At 47.1% G+C, this 13,778-nt stretch carries 10 protein-coding genes; all 10 read left to right on the forward strand.

Going from position 1 to position 13,778, the window contains the following annotated elements:
- The first annotated feature begins 112 nt into the window (after positions 1-112).
- Positions 113-637: a transcription repressor NadR gene (locus FRZ06_17895; protein ID QOX65082.1), complete on the forward strand. Its 525-nt coding sequence runs from the start codon at positions 113-115 to the stop codon at positions 635-637.
- Complete coding sequence (locus FRZ06_17900) at positions 618-2,144, forward strand: NAD(P)/FAD-dependent oxidoreductase (GenBank protein QOX65083.1); 1,527 nt, start codon at positions 618-620, stop codon at positions 2,142-2,144. The genes FRZ06_17895 and FRZ06_17900 overlap by 20 nt, the downstream gene beginning before the upstream one ends.
- A complete protein-coding gene (locus tag FRZ06_17905; GenBank protein ID QOX65084.1) occupies positions 2,141-3,550 on the forward strand; it encodes an FAD-dependent oxidoreductase in 1,410 nt (469 codons plus the stop codon). Before FRZ06_17900 ends, FRZ06_17905 begins: the two co-directional genes overlap by 4 nt.
- Before the next feature lie 120 nt (positions 3,551-3,670).
- Positions 3,671-5,563: a polysaccharide biosynthesis protein gene (locus FRZ06_17910; protein ID QOX65085.1), complete on the forward strand. Its 1,893-nt coding sequence runs from the start codon at positions 3,671-3,673 to the stop codon at positions 5,561-5,563.
- A 74-nt stretch (positions 5,564-5,637) separates the two neighbouring features.
- The gene (locus tag FRZ06_17915) at positions 5,638-6,885 is read left to right on the forward strand and encodes a glucose-6-phosphate isomerase (protein QOX65086.1); all 1,248 of its coding nucleotides are present in this window, start codon (positions 5,638-5,640) and stop codon (positions 6,883-6,885) included.
- Between the two features lie 212 nt (positions 6,886-7,097).
- Positions 7,098-7,943, forward strand: coding sequence for a 3-hydroxybutyryl-CoA dehydrogenase (locus tag FRZ06_17920; protein ID QOX65087.1), 846 nt, complete (start codon positions 7,098-7,100; stop codon positions 7,941-7,943).
- 111 nt (positions 7,944-8,054) lie between these two features.
- The gene (locus FRZ06_17925; protein QOX65088.1) at positions 8,055-9,032 is read left to right on the forward strand and encodes a LytR family transcriptional regulator; all 978 of its coding nucleotides are present in this window, start codon (positions 8,055-8,057) and stop codon (positions 9,030-9,032) included.
- A gap of 187 nt (positions 9,033-9,219) precedes the next feature.
- Positions 9,220-10,284 carry a LytR family transcriptional regulator gene (locus FRZ06_17930; protein ID QOX65089.1) on the forward strand — a complete coding sequence of 355 codons (1,065 nt, stop codon included), beginning with the start codon at positions 9,220-9,222 and terminating at the stop codon, positions 10,282-10,284.
- Positions 10,285-10,752: 468 nt separating this feature from the next.
- Positions 10,753-12,702: a transcription termination factor Rho gene (locus tag FRZ06_17935; protein ID QOX65090.1), complete on the forward strand. Its 1,950-nt coding sequence runs from the start codon at positions 10,753-10,755 to the stop codon at positions 12,700-12,702.
- Positions 12,703-12,712: 10 nt separating this feature from the next.
- Complete coding sequence (locus FRZ06_17940; protein ID QOX65091.1) at positions 12,713-13,705, forward strand: DUF1385 domain-containing protein; 993 nt, start codon at positions 12,713-12,715, stop codon at positions 13,703-13,705.
- Positions 13,706-13,778: the final 73 nt, after the last annotated feature.

Here is a 13,778-nt window from a genome sequence, read left to right on the forward strand (position 1 = left end):
ATCTCTTTATAAATCGAAGCAGAACCAGTATAATATAGATAAGAACATAAACATGCGCTGAAAAGCGGCAACACAGAGCGCCAAACGGCGCGCGAAAAGGATGTGGTTTCAGATGACCGGAGAAGAACGAAGAAGAGAGATCATTGATATTTTGAAAAACAGCACCGATGCAGTTTCTGGCGCGGAGCTTGCTAGGAGGCTGAATGTCAGCAGGCAGGTGATTGTCCAAGATATTGCACTGCTGAGGGCTGTCAACCGCAATATTCTTTCTACTACAAAAGGCTACCTTCTGTATTATCAAGAGCTGCAGAAGGTGAATCGTTGTTTTATGGTGAAGCACACAGACGATGAAATCGAGGATGAACTCTGTACCATCATTGACAACGGAGGCAAGGTTTTGGATGTCATCGTTCTGCATGATATCTACGGAGAGATTTCAACCAGTTTAATTATTAAAAATCGGCAGGACATTTATGATTTTGTAGAAAAATTAAAGTCTTATAAAACGGTCTCCTTGAAGGGTCTGACGGGTGATCTTCATCTTCATACGGTGGAAGCGGATTCGGAAGCCGCCCTGGATGCCATCGAAAAGCGGCTCAGGGAGAAACAGTATTTGATTGAGGAAAAGGTTCGGTGAAATCATGGGTTTTCATGAGGTAGAGAGGACTGGGCAAAAGCACTTTGATGTATTGATCATCGGAGCCGGTGCTGTGGGAAACGCCATCGCTAGAGAAATTTCAAAAAATAGTCAGGTTACTGTCGCAGTGCTGGAAAAAGAACCAGATACGGCTTTCGGCATCAGCGGCAGAAACAGCGGAGTGTTGCATGCCGGGTTTAATAATAAACCCGGTTCTTTCATGGCAAGGCTCTGCGTTCTTGGATCAGAAGGGTTTGAAGAAGAGGCAAAAAAACTGCGAGTGCCCTTTAAACGCACCGGAAAACTGGTGATCGCGAGATATGAAGAGGATCGAAACCAGCTGCTGCGCCTGAAAGAGCAGGGCGAAGCGAGTGGTGTCAAAGACCTTCGGGTTGTCGAAAAAGAGGAGCTTGAGCGACTGGCAGGTTACCCGGCAGGAATTGCGGCACTGTGGTCCGGGATGACCGGCATTTTTGATCCCTTCCGGTATACCGTTGCCCTTGCTGAGGCAGCATTTGCCCAAGGGACGAAATTTTATTTTGGCAGAAAAGTAGTTGCTGTGGAACAGGGCTTTGTCATAACGGCAAAAAATCTTGTAAATGGATGCATGGAACGTTATTCGTCCAGGGTACTCATCAACTGCGCCGGACTTTCGGCAGGCGAAATTTGCAAAATGGCTGGCAGCGGCGAATACATCATTCATCCCTGCAGAGGGGAATATCATGTTCTTGATCGGAAGGATTCCGCTCTTCCTGAAATGCCGATTTATCCCATCCCCAATGAAAAAGAAGGGGGACTGGGGGTACATCTGACTCCCACTATAGATGGGAATCTCATGATTGGTCCCAGTGCAGAGTATCTTCCGGAGGGCTGGGATCCTGAAGATTACAGCACTACCCTCAATGTGATGGACAGACTGAAAACAGAGGGCGTTCATCTGCTGCCGATTTTGGAACATGCGGCGTGCATCCGCAGCTTCTCGGGTATCCGGCCGAAGCTGGTATCTGAAAAGGAAGGCGGGTATGCGGATTTTGTCATAGAGGAGAGTAAGAAGGTCCCCGGTATGATCCAGCTGTTAGGGATTGAATCTCCTGGCCTAACCGCTTCCATCCCCATTGGAAGAGCCGTTGCAAAAACGGCTGGGGAAATCCTGGAGCGCTTGCCCTCGGTATCGGAATCAGAGCAGCATAAGCTGATAAGCCCAAAACCCTCTGCCATTCCTAGGACTGTCCAAATGGAAAAAGGGGATCTGAAAATGCTGTGCAGATGTGAAGGCATTACAGAAGCAGCGGTTTTGGACGCATATGACCGCATCTGCAGCATCGGGGCAATACCATCCGTGAAAGGGATAAAAAACAGAACGCGTATCACAATGGGCTATTGTCAGGGGAGTTTTTGTACGATAAATCTCTTGAATGTTTTAACGCAGAAGCGGGGGATGGACCCCTTCGAGCTGCTGTGGTCTGACTTTGGCAGCTATCTGCTGGAAGGGAGCGTTCGGAAATGAGGCTGAAAAAGGATGTTATCATCATCGGCGGCGGCCCTGCGGGAATGGCGGCAGCGGTTTCTTTGAAGGAAAGAGGGATCGATCAGATTCTGCTGCTGGAAAAAGAGAACCGGCTGGGCGGTGTGCTTTCTCAGTGCATCCATGATGGATTCGGACTGGTCTATTACAAAAAAAATCTGACTGGTCCGGAGTATTCGTCGATTTATGAGGAAAAGATGTTTGTGAATCAAGTTCCGTTCCTGACCGAAGCAACGGTGCTGTCGGTGCGGGGGCTTCCGGCACTTGCTGGAGAAAATCCGTACCGATCCATTGTGACGGTGCAAACCAAGGAAGGTGCTGTGGAATATGAAGCAGATGCAGTGGTTAGCGCCGCAGGATGCAGGGAAAGAGGGCGTGGACTGGCTGGCATTCCCGGGTCAAGACCGTCAGGGATTTATACGGCAGGTACTGCCCAGGCGCTGATCAATCTGAGTAACTTTATGCCAGGACGGAAAGTGGTAATTGTAGGTTCAGGAGACATTGGGCTGATCATGGCCAGAAGGATTACCATGGAGGGTGGAGAAGTCCTTTGCGTTGTAGAACGGGAGGATGTGCCGGGAGGACTGGGAAGGAACCTGATCCAATGTCTCGATGATTTCGCTATCCCGCTCCATCTAAATACGGTGGTGACCAATATATATGGAAAACACCGGATCGAAGGCGTTGATCTCGTCTCTGTCGATGGGGAGGGAAGGCATGATCCTGACAGCCTGCGTCATTTAGATTGTGATACCTTGATCTTGTCTGTCGGACTGCTGCCTGAGGAGGATATGATCAAAGACCGAAACCAGGGCATTTTTCTTTGCGGAAATGCGCTTTACGTCCATGATATTGTCGATGATGTCAGCCTGGAGGGGCAGATGGTGGCAGGACAGGTAGAAACCTATTTAATGCAGATCGCAGCAGGGCAGGAGCCTGATGAAACGAGATACTCTTATCCGGGGTTAGAAGCAACGAGGAAGAAACGAGGAGAGCTTCTTCAAAGAAAGAAGGCATCAGCCAGAAAAAAAGCGGAAACGGGTGCAGAAACCATCACTTGTATTATGTGCCCCAACAGCTGCGAAATCTCCTATGATCTAAGCGGCGGCATGTGCTCCAAGGGACCGGAATACGTGAAGAATGAAATTTTAAATCCAAGGAGGACCTTGACCACTTCAGTCCGGGTGGCAGGAGGAAGTATTGCCCTTGTCAGCGTGAAAACAACAGCAGGACTGCCAAAGGATCTGATGAAGGATGGAATGAAGCTTGCTTCTTCTGTTTCTGTCAGCGCTCCTGTGGTTGCCGGACAGGTTTTATACAGAGATTTTATCCAGGAAGGGACCGATCTCATCGCCACAAAGACTGTTCTTCGAGGAACTGATCTCTGAGCCAGTAAAAGCCTTGATAATCTTTTGAAAAAAGTGTAAACTATGCTGAGGAAGCTGGTAAAATATTCACGATTTTACCGTTTCCCGGCACTTGTTTTTTGTGAAAGGATTGCTGCTTTTATGGTGAAATTCTCCCGAATTCTATTGTTGCTGATTGCGGATGTTATCTGCATCAACTTCGCATATATATTATCATTTTTGATCCGTTTTAATTTTGAAGTAAGCTCCACAGTTTTTTGGGCTTATTTTTCCACTTATGCGAACAATATTTTGACGTTAACGGTGGTCTATATTATTGTTTTCTGGCTCCTGGGTCTTTACCGGAGTCTCTGGCGTTATGCGGGTACGGAAGAAATCGTCAGGATTGTTATTACATCGGCAGCTGCGGCTGCAGCTTCCATTGTGTACCTGGAATTTACCCAGCAGATGTTCCCCAGAACCATCTATGTGTATAGTTTCATCTTGGACATTTTGCTTATTGGAGGGGTTCGGCTGGGTTACCGGATCATCCGGGAACTCAGAGCACCGGGTGCTGTAAAAAGTCTTTTCTTTGGGGTGCTGAAAAGCGAGGCTAGGGGAAGCTTTACCAAGGTCATGATTGTAGGTGCCGGAGATGCAGGAGCCGCAATTATCAAGGACATCAAACGGCATCCCGACTTGGGCAAACGAGTCGTGGTTGCGGTAGATGACGCACCGGACAAGCTGAACCAGAATATCGTTGGCGTTAAAATTGCGGGAAATCATATGGCCATCAAGCAGCTTGCCAGAAGATACGGTGTGGATGAGATTATCATCGCAATCCCTTCCGCAAAACGAAAGGCAATTCAGGAAATCGTAAACGAATGCAACAAGACACGCTGTAAGATGAAAATTCTGCCTGCCATCAGCGATCTGATCAACGAAACCGTCAGCATCAGCAAGCTGAGGGATGTTGATATTGAGGATTTGCTGGGCAGGGATCCGGTTCAGGTCAATCTGCGTGAAATCAGTGGATACGTGGAAGGAAAGATCGTGCTGGTTACAGGCGGCGGCGGCAGTATCGGCTCGGAACTTTGCCGTCAGATCGCCAAATTTAAACCCAGGAAACTCATCGCTTTGGATATTTACGAAAACACGGTTTTCGAACTTTCCAATGAGATTCGAAACACATACCCAGACCTGGAATTTGAAGTGGTCATCGCTTCAGTCCGCAGCAGACAGCGGATCAGAGAAGTGTTTCTAAAATATAAGCCCCATGTGGTGTTCCACGCGGCGGCACATAAACACGTTCCTTTAATGGAAAGTAATCCCAAGGATGCGGTAATCAATAATATTATTGGAACAAAAAATATGATTGATCTGTCTGATGAATATGCGGTGGAGAATTTTGTTATGATCTCAACCGACAAGGCCGTAAATCCCACCAATGTTATGGGAGCCACAAAGCGCGTGGCGGAAATGATTCTTCAGGAGAAGAGTGTCCATTCCCGCACCAGCTTTTCTGCGGTCCGATTTGGAAATGTTCTTGGAAGCAACGGAAGTGTTATTCCCATCTTCCGGAAGCAGATCGAACGAGGCGGCCCTGTTACCGTAACTCATGAGGAGATTACCCGATATTTTATGACCATTCCGGAAGCAGTGCAGCTGGTCATACAGGCTGGTGCTATGGCAACGGGAGGTGAGATTTTTATACTGGACATGGGTGATCCTGTTCGTATTATGGATCTTGCAGAAAACATCATCCGTCTTTCCGGTTACGTGCCCCATGTGGATATCGAGATTAAGGTCACCGGGCTCAGGCCGGGGGAAAAGCTCTACGAAGAACTCCTTCTGGATGAAGAGGGGATCGAGCGAACGGCGCATAACAAGATCTTTGTTGCCCACCCGCTCCCGCCGTCTCAGGGCTTAGGAGAGTTCCTGGAGCAGGAACATATCTCCACGGAAGAAAATATTACCGGCATCATTTCCATGCGGGATGATGAGGTCAAGGACTGGCTGCAGGAGCTGGTTCCGAATTACAGCAGAAATCAATAATTGTAATGATTCGCTAAACACGCCACATACTTTGAATTGTTGCAATTAAATTTATGATATAGGAGGAATTCTCCATGCGGGAAATGATTAAGCTGGATCTTTCAAGATCCCGGGTAGATGCGCAGGAGCTGCAGGCCGCTGCAGCCGGTCTTGAGGAAGCCAAAGCAAAACTTTGGTCAGGTGAGGAACCTTTCACAGGCTGGGTGAAGCTGCCCTTTGATTATGACAGAACAGAGCTGGAAGAGGTTCTGGCTGCAGCAGAGCAGATTCAAAAACAATGCGATATCCTGGTTGTCATAGGGATCGGGGGATCCTATCTCGGCGCTCAGGCAGCCATCAGTACTCTTAAGTCAGGCAAAGATAATGTGCCTGAGGTTTGTTTCGCTGGACAAAATCTGAGCGGAACCTATCACAAAGAGCTTCTGGATCGGATCAAGGACAAAGAACTTTGCCTTTGTGTCATTTCAAAGTCAGGAACTACGACGGAATCCAGCGTAGCCTTTTCCATTTTGAAGGATGAACTGTACCGAAAATACGGGAAGGAAGAGGCTGCAAAAAGAATCTACGCCATTACCGATGCCAATAAGGGAATTCTACGGGAAGAGACTGCCCGGGAGGGATATGTCTCATTCGTTGTACCGGACGATATCGGAGGCCGCTACTCTGTTCTGACTGCCGTTGGGCTGCTGCCCATCGCTGCAGCCGGAATTGATATCAAGGAGATGCTTGCAGGAGCGGAAAGCGCTGCTGCTGCTGAAAAAGAGGATCGTGGAGCTGCTGCTTCGCTGGCGGCGGCGAGAATGGCGCTGCTGAGCAGAGGCAAAGCCATCGAAGTATTTGAATACTACGAACCAAGCCTTTTCTTCTTCGGGGAATGGCTGAAGCAGCTGTTCGGGGAAAGTGAAGGAAAAGATGGCAAGGGGATCTTCCCTGCGGCACTGCAGTTCAGTACGGACCTGCATTCCATGGGACAGTTTCTTCAGGATGGAAATCAGATCTTCTTTGAGACCGTACTCAATGTGATGAAGCCCGCTCAGGATATTCTGGTTCCGGAAAGTGCCGGCCAGCTGCTTGCGGGAAAAAGCATGAATGAGATTAATCAGGCCGCAGTGGAAGGGGTTATTGCTGCTCATGAGGCAGTAGGAGTTCCGATCATCAAGCTGGAAATTCCGGAGCTGACTCCTTATTATTTCGGACAGATGGTCTACTTCTTTGAAACCACCTGTGCAGTCAGCGGATACTTGAACGGCGTCAATCCGTTTGATCAGCCTGGCGTGGAAAGCTATAAATCCGAAATGCGCAAGGTACTGATGAAATTGTAGTGCGGCGTGTTCTCTGCTTCGTGATAAATAATAGTTGAAAATTCGCCTAAAAAGAGGTACGCTATATTCGTGCAATCGCACGTTGGTTGTTGGAGTAACAGTCGGATTTTTGAAAGTCCGGCGGTAGGGCTCGCAGTAACATAGGAAGGCGCTGATTTGTTTCAGGGCATAGAAGAATACGTACGGCGGGCGTGTTAGTTGGAGGAACAGGAATGAAAAAGATTGGAGTTTTAGGGACTGGAACCATGGGTGCCGGAATCATCCAGGTACTCGCTCAGAACGGTTACGAGGTAGTTCTTCGTGCCAGAAGAGAAAGCTCAGTTGAAAAAGGAATTGCTACGGTTAGCAAGAATCTTGACAGACTGGTAGCAAAAGAAAAAATCACTGCGGCTGATAAAGATGCCATCATGGCGAGAATTAACGGTTCGACGGATATCAGCATCGTTGCAGATGCAGACTTGATCATTGAAGCGGCCACTGAGGATATGGCATCCAAAAAAGCGCTTTTTGCAGAGCTGGATCAGCTTTGTAAGCCGGGTACAATTATCGCCACCAATACGTCCTCTCTTTCTATCACTGAAATTGCAGCGGCTACAGGAAGAGCAGATAAGATTATAGGCATGCACTTCTTTAACCCTGTTCCAATGATGAAGCTCGTTGAGATCATCAAAGGTCTTGCAACTTCAGACGAAACGAGAGATGCAATCCTTGAACTCACAAAGAGCCTTGGAAAAACACCTGTTGAAGTAGAGGAAGCTCCTGGATTTGTAGTGAACAGAATCCTGATTCCTATGATCAATGAAGGAATCGGTATCCTGGCTGACGGAGTAGCTAAAGCGGAAGACATCGATCAGGCTATGATGCTGGGTGCAAATCATCCAATGGGACCTCTCGCTCTTGGCGATCTGGTAGGTCTTGATGTTTGCCTGGCGATCATGGAAGTACTTCACGCTGAGTACGGCGAGGATAAGTACAGACCCCATCCTCTTCTAAAGAAGATGGTCAGAGGCGGAAAACTGGGAAGAAAGACCGGCGAAGGCTTCTACAAATATAATTAAGAGAAGGATTCTTAGGAAGCATTGATTCCGTAAGTTGTGCTAGGAAAGGCTGATTCATTCCGCGCGCAGCTGGCGTAAAGGCGCGCTTCCGGAAACAGATACAACAATATAATGAAAACTTTTATCAAAACTTTTATAGCAGGATTAATCATATTTACCGTAATCTTAGTCCCCATTCGTTGGGGACTAAGTCTTGTAGGCGAAACCAGGGTATTCAGCGGAACAGAAAACCTCATGGAAGACATGCCCTCCCTGGTGGATCCGGACAGCCCGTTTTTTGAGGCATTTAAAGACAAGAAAAGAGTAAACATCCTGATGCTGGGCGTAAATGACGGAATGACCGACACCATCATGCTGGGAAGCTATGATCTGGACGCACAGCACGTTGACGTAATCTCAATACCGCGTGATACATATTATCCCAGAGAGGGAGCTAAGAGTGCCGCGGCAAAGAAGATCAACGCCATTTACAATGTAAACAAGGCGGTGGGAACTGCGGCAGCGGTCAGTGACGTGCTGTTCGGAATGCCGATCAACTACTATGTTGTCATTGATTATGATGTCGTGCGCAAGGTTGTTGATTCCATGGGCGGAGTGCCTATGAACATTACATTCCACATGCACTACACCGATCCGTACGACAAACCCCCGCTCAAGATTGATATTGCTGAAGGCTATCAGGTTCTTAACGGTGACAAAGCAGTGCAGTTCCTCCGCTTCCGTAAGGGCAACGGCGGATATGCCGGCTATCCTGAAGGAGATATCGGAAGAATCAAAGCACAGCAGGAATTTGTCAAATCAGCATTTCGCCAGGCGCTCGGCCTCAGTCTTCCAAAAGTTGCTGCGACCACGCTGGAAAATGTAGATTCTGATCTGCCTCTTTCAATGGCAGCAAAACTTGCGGGAAAGGCTGTCAGACTGGACGGAGAGGATATGCAAACCTATATGCTTCCTGGAAAGTCAGGGACGAAGGATGGTTTGTCCTATTGGTTCGCCGATGAGGATGAGATCGAAAACATGTTGATGGAAATCTATAATACCGTCCCGGAAAATCCGGAAACAGACGGTGAACAAGAAAATAATATGTAACAAAAAAATAATATAGGGAATTATGGTTCCCTATTTATTTTTTTTGCAAAAAGGTATAAAATATAACGACTAATGGATATGCTAGAATGATAATTTGACCTAAAATTGACTTTTGACGTTGGCAGCAGCCCAAATTTAAATTAGCAGCAATATTCTGAGTAACGGGGGAAAGAGAGATAACGTAAATATGGGAACAGAGATTAAAAATAACAGCAACAACGAGGCAAATAGGACCGGGAGCGCAGGCTCAGGGAATAAAAGCAATCAAACAAGTCAAAAAAACAAGCAGGTAACGCCGGCACTGAGCTTTGTCAGAACCTTCTTGCTCGCATTCGTCGTATTTGTATTACTATGTATACCGGGAATGTCAATTTTTGGTGAGGTTTCCGACTACAATCCGTTCGATCCGGAGGGGGACGATGTGGTTCTAAGGGAGCAGTTTCCGACGATCGTAGATGAAAACAGTCCTTTTTTTGATGCCTTTTCAGATAAAAACAGAGTCAACATTCTACTTCTTGGGGTAAATGGTGGGTTGACGGATACGATCATGCTGGCCAGCTTTGATACCGATGCAAAACACGTGGATCTGATCTCTGTGCCGAGGGACACCTATTATCACAGGGAAGGCTACAATAGTGACGGCGAGAACAAGATCAATGCTGCCTACCGAAAGGATCCGGTAAACACCGCCAAAGCAGTCAGTGAAGTTCTTTTGGGAATGCCGATCAACTACTATGTTGTGGTCGATTACAATGGCGTTGCCAAAATCGTAGATGCCATGGGGGGCGTTCCCATGGACATCAAATTCGACATGAAATACAGCGACCCTTATGATAAACCGCCACTGAACATCAATATAAAAAAGGGATATCAAGTCCTGGACGGAAAGACATCGGTTCAATTTCTCAGATATCGAAAAGGATACCTTGAAGGAGATATCGGACGTGTAAAGGCACAGCAAGAGTTTATGAAGTCTGCGTTTAAACAATCCATAGGCTTCGATCTGCCGAAGATCGCAAAGACGGTATTTGAAAATGTGAAATCAGACATCAATCTTGGAACTGCTACTAAATTAGCAAAGAATGCAATGGGAATCTCCGCTGAGGATATTGAAACCTACATGATTCCTGCAACACCGCTTCCTGATCCGCCGTTCTATGTGATACCGAACGCAGAAGGAATTGCGGAAATGATAAACAAGATCTACTCGATCGAACCGAAGACAACTACGGAAGCAGCCATTACGCAGTAGCTGCTTCCAATCTCTTTCGATATGTGCAGAGAGCCCGGTGAAATGTGAAAATAGGGCTTTCTGTAACACCTTTCAATAGAAGCTTTCATCATGATAAACTCAGCAAACTCTTATAAATCTTAGCAAACTCAGTTAACTCAATAAATCTTAATAAACCCGATAAAACTCAATAAACTAAATAAAACGCAGGAAAATGCGCAAAAACTCGGATTGTAATTACCCGTAAGGTGATTTATAATAGACATGCAATAATCTTGGAAAATGAAATAGTAATCTAAATGACCTTTCTATGGATTCTTCAGGCAGTGTAACAACCGCCGCCCTATACTTTTTCACAAACGGATACTATCACTCATGGTTGGAATCTATGCTTTGTTTGTTTCAAACGTAGTTTTGCCATGAACCTATACATAACTATGATTTGAAATCAAATAAGCCATTTTAAATGAAAATCCAACAGGAGGATATATGGATATAGAGATATTACAAAGCAAAAAGATTGCCGAACTGCGTGAAATCGCAAAAACCATCGGGCTTGAGCATGCTGAAAAGATGAGAAAAGCAGAATTGGTTCAGGCTATTAGCGGGCAGCAGGAGGAAAAGGGTCAATCGGATAGTGCTGCGCAGGAAAGCGCTGATACCGTCAAACCAGAAGCGGCTGCCAATACCGTCAAACCAGAAGTGACTGCCAATACCGAGGCCTCTGCAGAGCCAGCAGGAACGGAAAAAACAGTGAAACCGAGGGGCAGGGCACCGAAATCTGGAAAAGAGGCAACGCTGACAAAGGCACCGGCAGTATTTGCACAGGAGCCGGAGACTGCACAATCTCAGCCAGCTGCTGCTGCACCGATGAAGGGCCAGCGTGAAGCCTCAAGAAGGAAGTCTGCTTTTTCTGCGCCAGCCCCATCAGCTGCCACTCCAACTCCGGCTGCAGAATCCTCGCAAAATCAGGCAAACCAGGCTGCAAGGCCGACTCCAGCTCCAGCACCTTCGCCCAATCAGGTAACGCAGGCGAATCGGGCTGCTACACCAACGCAGGCTGCAGTACATTCGCCAAATCAGGCAACGCAGGCCGCTCCCACGACAACACAGCCTACGCCCACGGCAACACAGACTGCGCCCTCGCCAAATTATGCTGCTGCTCAGACTCAGGCTCAGGCTGCTGCGCCCTCAACGACGCAGGCAAGCTCTGCTGCTCCTTCTCAGGCAGCTGCTGCCACTCCAACGCAGCATCATTCTTCCGCATCTTCCTCGGCTCCTTCCGAAGAACCGGCAAAAAAGCAGCAAGAGCAGAGAGAAGATCGGCCTGAAGTGGAGGGAATTCTTGAAATAGCGGAAGGCGGTTTCGGTTTCCTTAGATTCCACAATTTCTTGACCAGCGATAAGGATGTTTACGTCTCACCTTCTCAAATCAGAAGATTTAATCTCAAAACGGGAGATAAATTAAAAGGAATCACAAGACGGCCAAACGAAGGCGAAAAGTTTGGTGCTTTGCTTTATGTCAACACCGTCAACGGAGATGAACCTGGCGTTGCCATAAGGAGGCCGGATTTTGATGACCTTACTCCGATCTTCCCCAACCAGAGAATTACACTGGAAAGCGGAGCGACGGAGCTTTCGATGCGTCTCATTGACCTTGTGGCCCCTATCGGAAAGGGTCAGAGAGGATTGATTGTAGCGCCTCCGAAGGCGGGAAAAACAGTGCTCTTGAAAAAGGTTGCAAACAGCATAGAGAAAATTTATCCGGACATCGAAATGATTGTACTTCTTGTAGATGAACGTCCGGAGGAAGTAACCGATATGCAAAGGTCTATTGGTGGTGAGGTAATCTATTCTACCTTTGACGAGCTTCCCCAAAATCATGTAAAGGTTGCAGAGATGGTTCTTGCGAGAGCCCAGCGTTTAGTGGAGCACGGAAAAGACGTGGTCATTCTTCTTGATAGTATCACAAGGCTTGCGAGAGCCTACAATTTGGTAATTCCGCCAACAGGGCGTACTCTTTCCGGAGGCCTTGATCCCGGTGCGCTTCATAAACCGAAAAAATTCTTCGGAGCGGCCAGAAAGATGGAAGAGGGCGGAAGCATCACCATTCTTGCTACTGCGCTGATTGAAACCGGAAGCCGTATGGACGACATGATCTTTGAAGAATTCAAAGGTACGGGAAATATGGAACTCCATCTGGACAGAAAGCTCTCCGAAAAGAGAATCTTCCCGGCCATCAACCTGAATAAATCGGGAACCAGAAGAGAAGATCTTCTGATGAGCCAGGAGGAGCTGGAAGCGGTTTGGACCATGAGACGAGCCATGTCCAATATCGGAACTCAGGAAGTTACGGAAAATATCATTGATCAGCTTGCTCATACAAAGAACAACGCCGATTTCATCAGGATTATTAAAAAAACAAAGCTGGAGGCGTAAGCATTAGTCAATGGATTTCAACAAAATATTTATTAAAAACGCAAACCCCACGAAAGTAGGCGGTCAAGCTGTTCTGGAAGGGATCATGATGAAGGGGGAGGACCGTACCGCTGTTGTCGTCCGAAAACCTGACGGAAAGCTCCATATCAAAACAGAACTGCTGAAAAAGCCGGGAGGCTGGAAAAAGATACCGATTCTTCGAGGCGTATTCATTTTCATAGACTCTCTTGTCACAGGCACCCGAACGCTGCTGTACTCGGCAGAAGTGCTCGAGGCATGTGAAGGCGTCGAGACAGAAAAAGACAAGCTTACGCTCTGGATGGAAAAAAGATTTGGCGAAACGAACGCGTTCAATGCAATGCTTTATTTATCTGTCGTTTTAGCCATACTATTTACAGTAGGAATCTTTATTATTGCACCTACAGCGGTGGTCAGTGTATTCAAATATCTCACCGTTAACGAGGTGGCCTTAAATCTCATAGAAGGCGTATTTAGAATTGCACTGTTTGTTCTCTATATTCTTCTGATTTCAAAAATGAAGGATATCCAGACGGTATTTCAATTTCATGGAGCGGAGCATAAATGCATTCACTGTTATGAAAATGGGCTGGAGCTGACACCGGAAAACTGCAAGGATTTTCTGACGCTGCATCCAAGATGCGGAACCAGCTTCCTGATGTTTGTAATGGTGATCAGCCTGCTGTTGTTCTCACTGCTGGGCTGGCCCAATCTAATTTGGAGAATTGCATCGCGCCTGCTTTTGGTTCCTGTAATTGCTGGACTCTCCTATGAATTGCTGAGATGGGCAGGACGGAGCGACTCCCCGGTGGTAAAGATCCTCAGCGTACCTGGACTATTACTTCAGAAACTGACGACGAAGGAGCCGGGGCTTGCGCAGCTTGAGGTTGCCGTCGCCGCCATGAAGGCGGTTCTGGTTCCGGTGAATACACCGGTGTATGAGGGTGAATGCGATCTAAATGGACAGTTAATGACAAAACATTAAAATTTTTATAAAGTAAGCCGATAAATATATTAGGACGATTGAAAGCAATAGTCGCGGTTTTCCTTGTATGGCA

The sequence above is a fragment of the Clostridiales bacterium genome, from assembly GCA_015243575.1.
GTDB classification, from domain to species: Bacteria; Bacillota; Clostridia; order Peptostreptococcales; family Anaerovoracaceae; genus Anoxybacterium; species Anoxybacterium hadale.

Coding starts and splice junctions, on each gene's coding strand:
- FRZ06_17905 (QOX65084.1), top strand. CDS start 2,141: ATGAGGCTGAAAAAGGATGTTATCATCATCGGCGGCGGCCCTGCGGGA.
- FRZ06_17930 (QOX65089.1), top strand. CDS start 9,220: ATGGGAACAGAGATTAAAAATAACAGCAACAACGAGGCAAATAGGACC.
- FRZ06_17935 (QOX65090.1), top strand. CDS start 10,753: ATGGATATAGAGATATTACAAAGCAAAAAGATTGCCGAACTGCGTGAA.
- FRZ06_17940 (QOX65091.1), top strand. CDS start 12,713: ATGGATTTCAACAAAATATTTATTAAAAACGCAAACCCCACGAAAGTA.
- FRZ06_17920 (QOX65087.1), top strand. CDS start 7,098: ATGAAAAAGATTGGAGTTTTAGGGACTGGAACCATGGGTGCCGGAATC.
- FRZ06_17895 (QOX65082.1), top strand. CDS start 113: ATGACCGGAGAAGAACGAAGAAGAGAGATCATTGATATTTTGAAAAAC.
- FRZ06_17910 (QOX65085.1), top strand. CDS start 3,671: ATGGTGAAATTCTCCCGAATTCTATTGTTGCTGATTGCGGATGTTATC.
- FRZ06_17915 (QOX65086.1), top strand. CDS start 5,638: ATGCGGGAAATGATTAAGCTGGATCTTTCAAGATCCCGGGTAGATGCG.
- FRZ06_17925 (QOX65088.1), top strand. CDS start 8,055: ATGAAAACTTTTATCAAAACTTTTATAGCAGGATTAATCATATTTACC.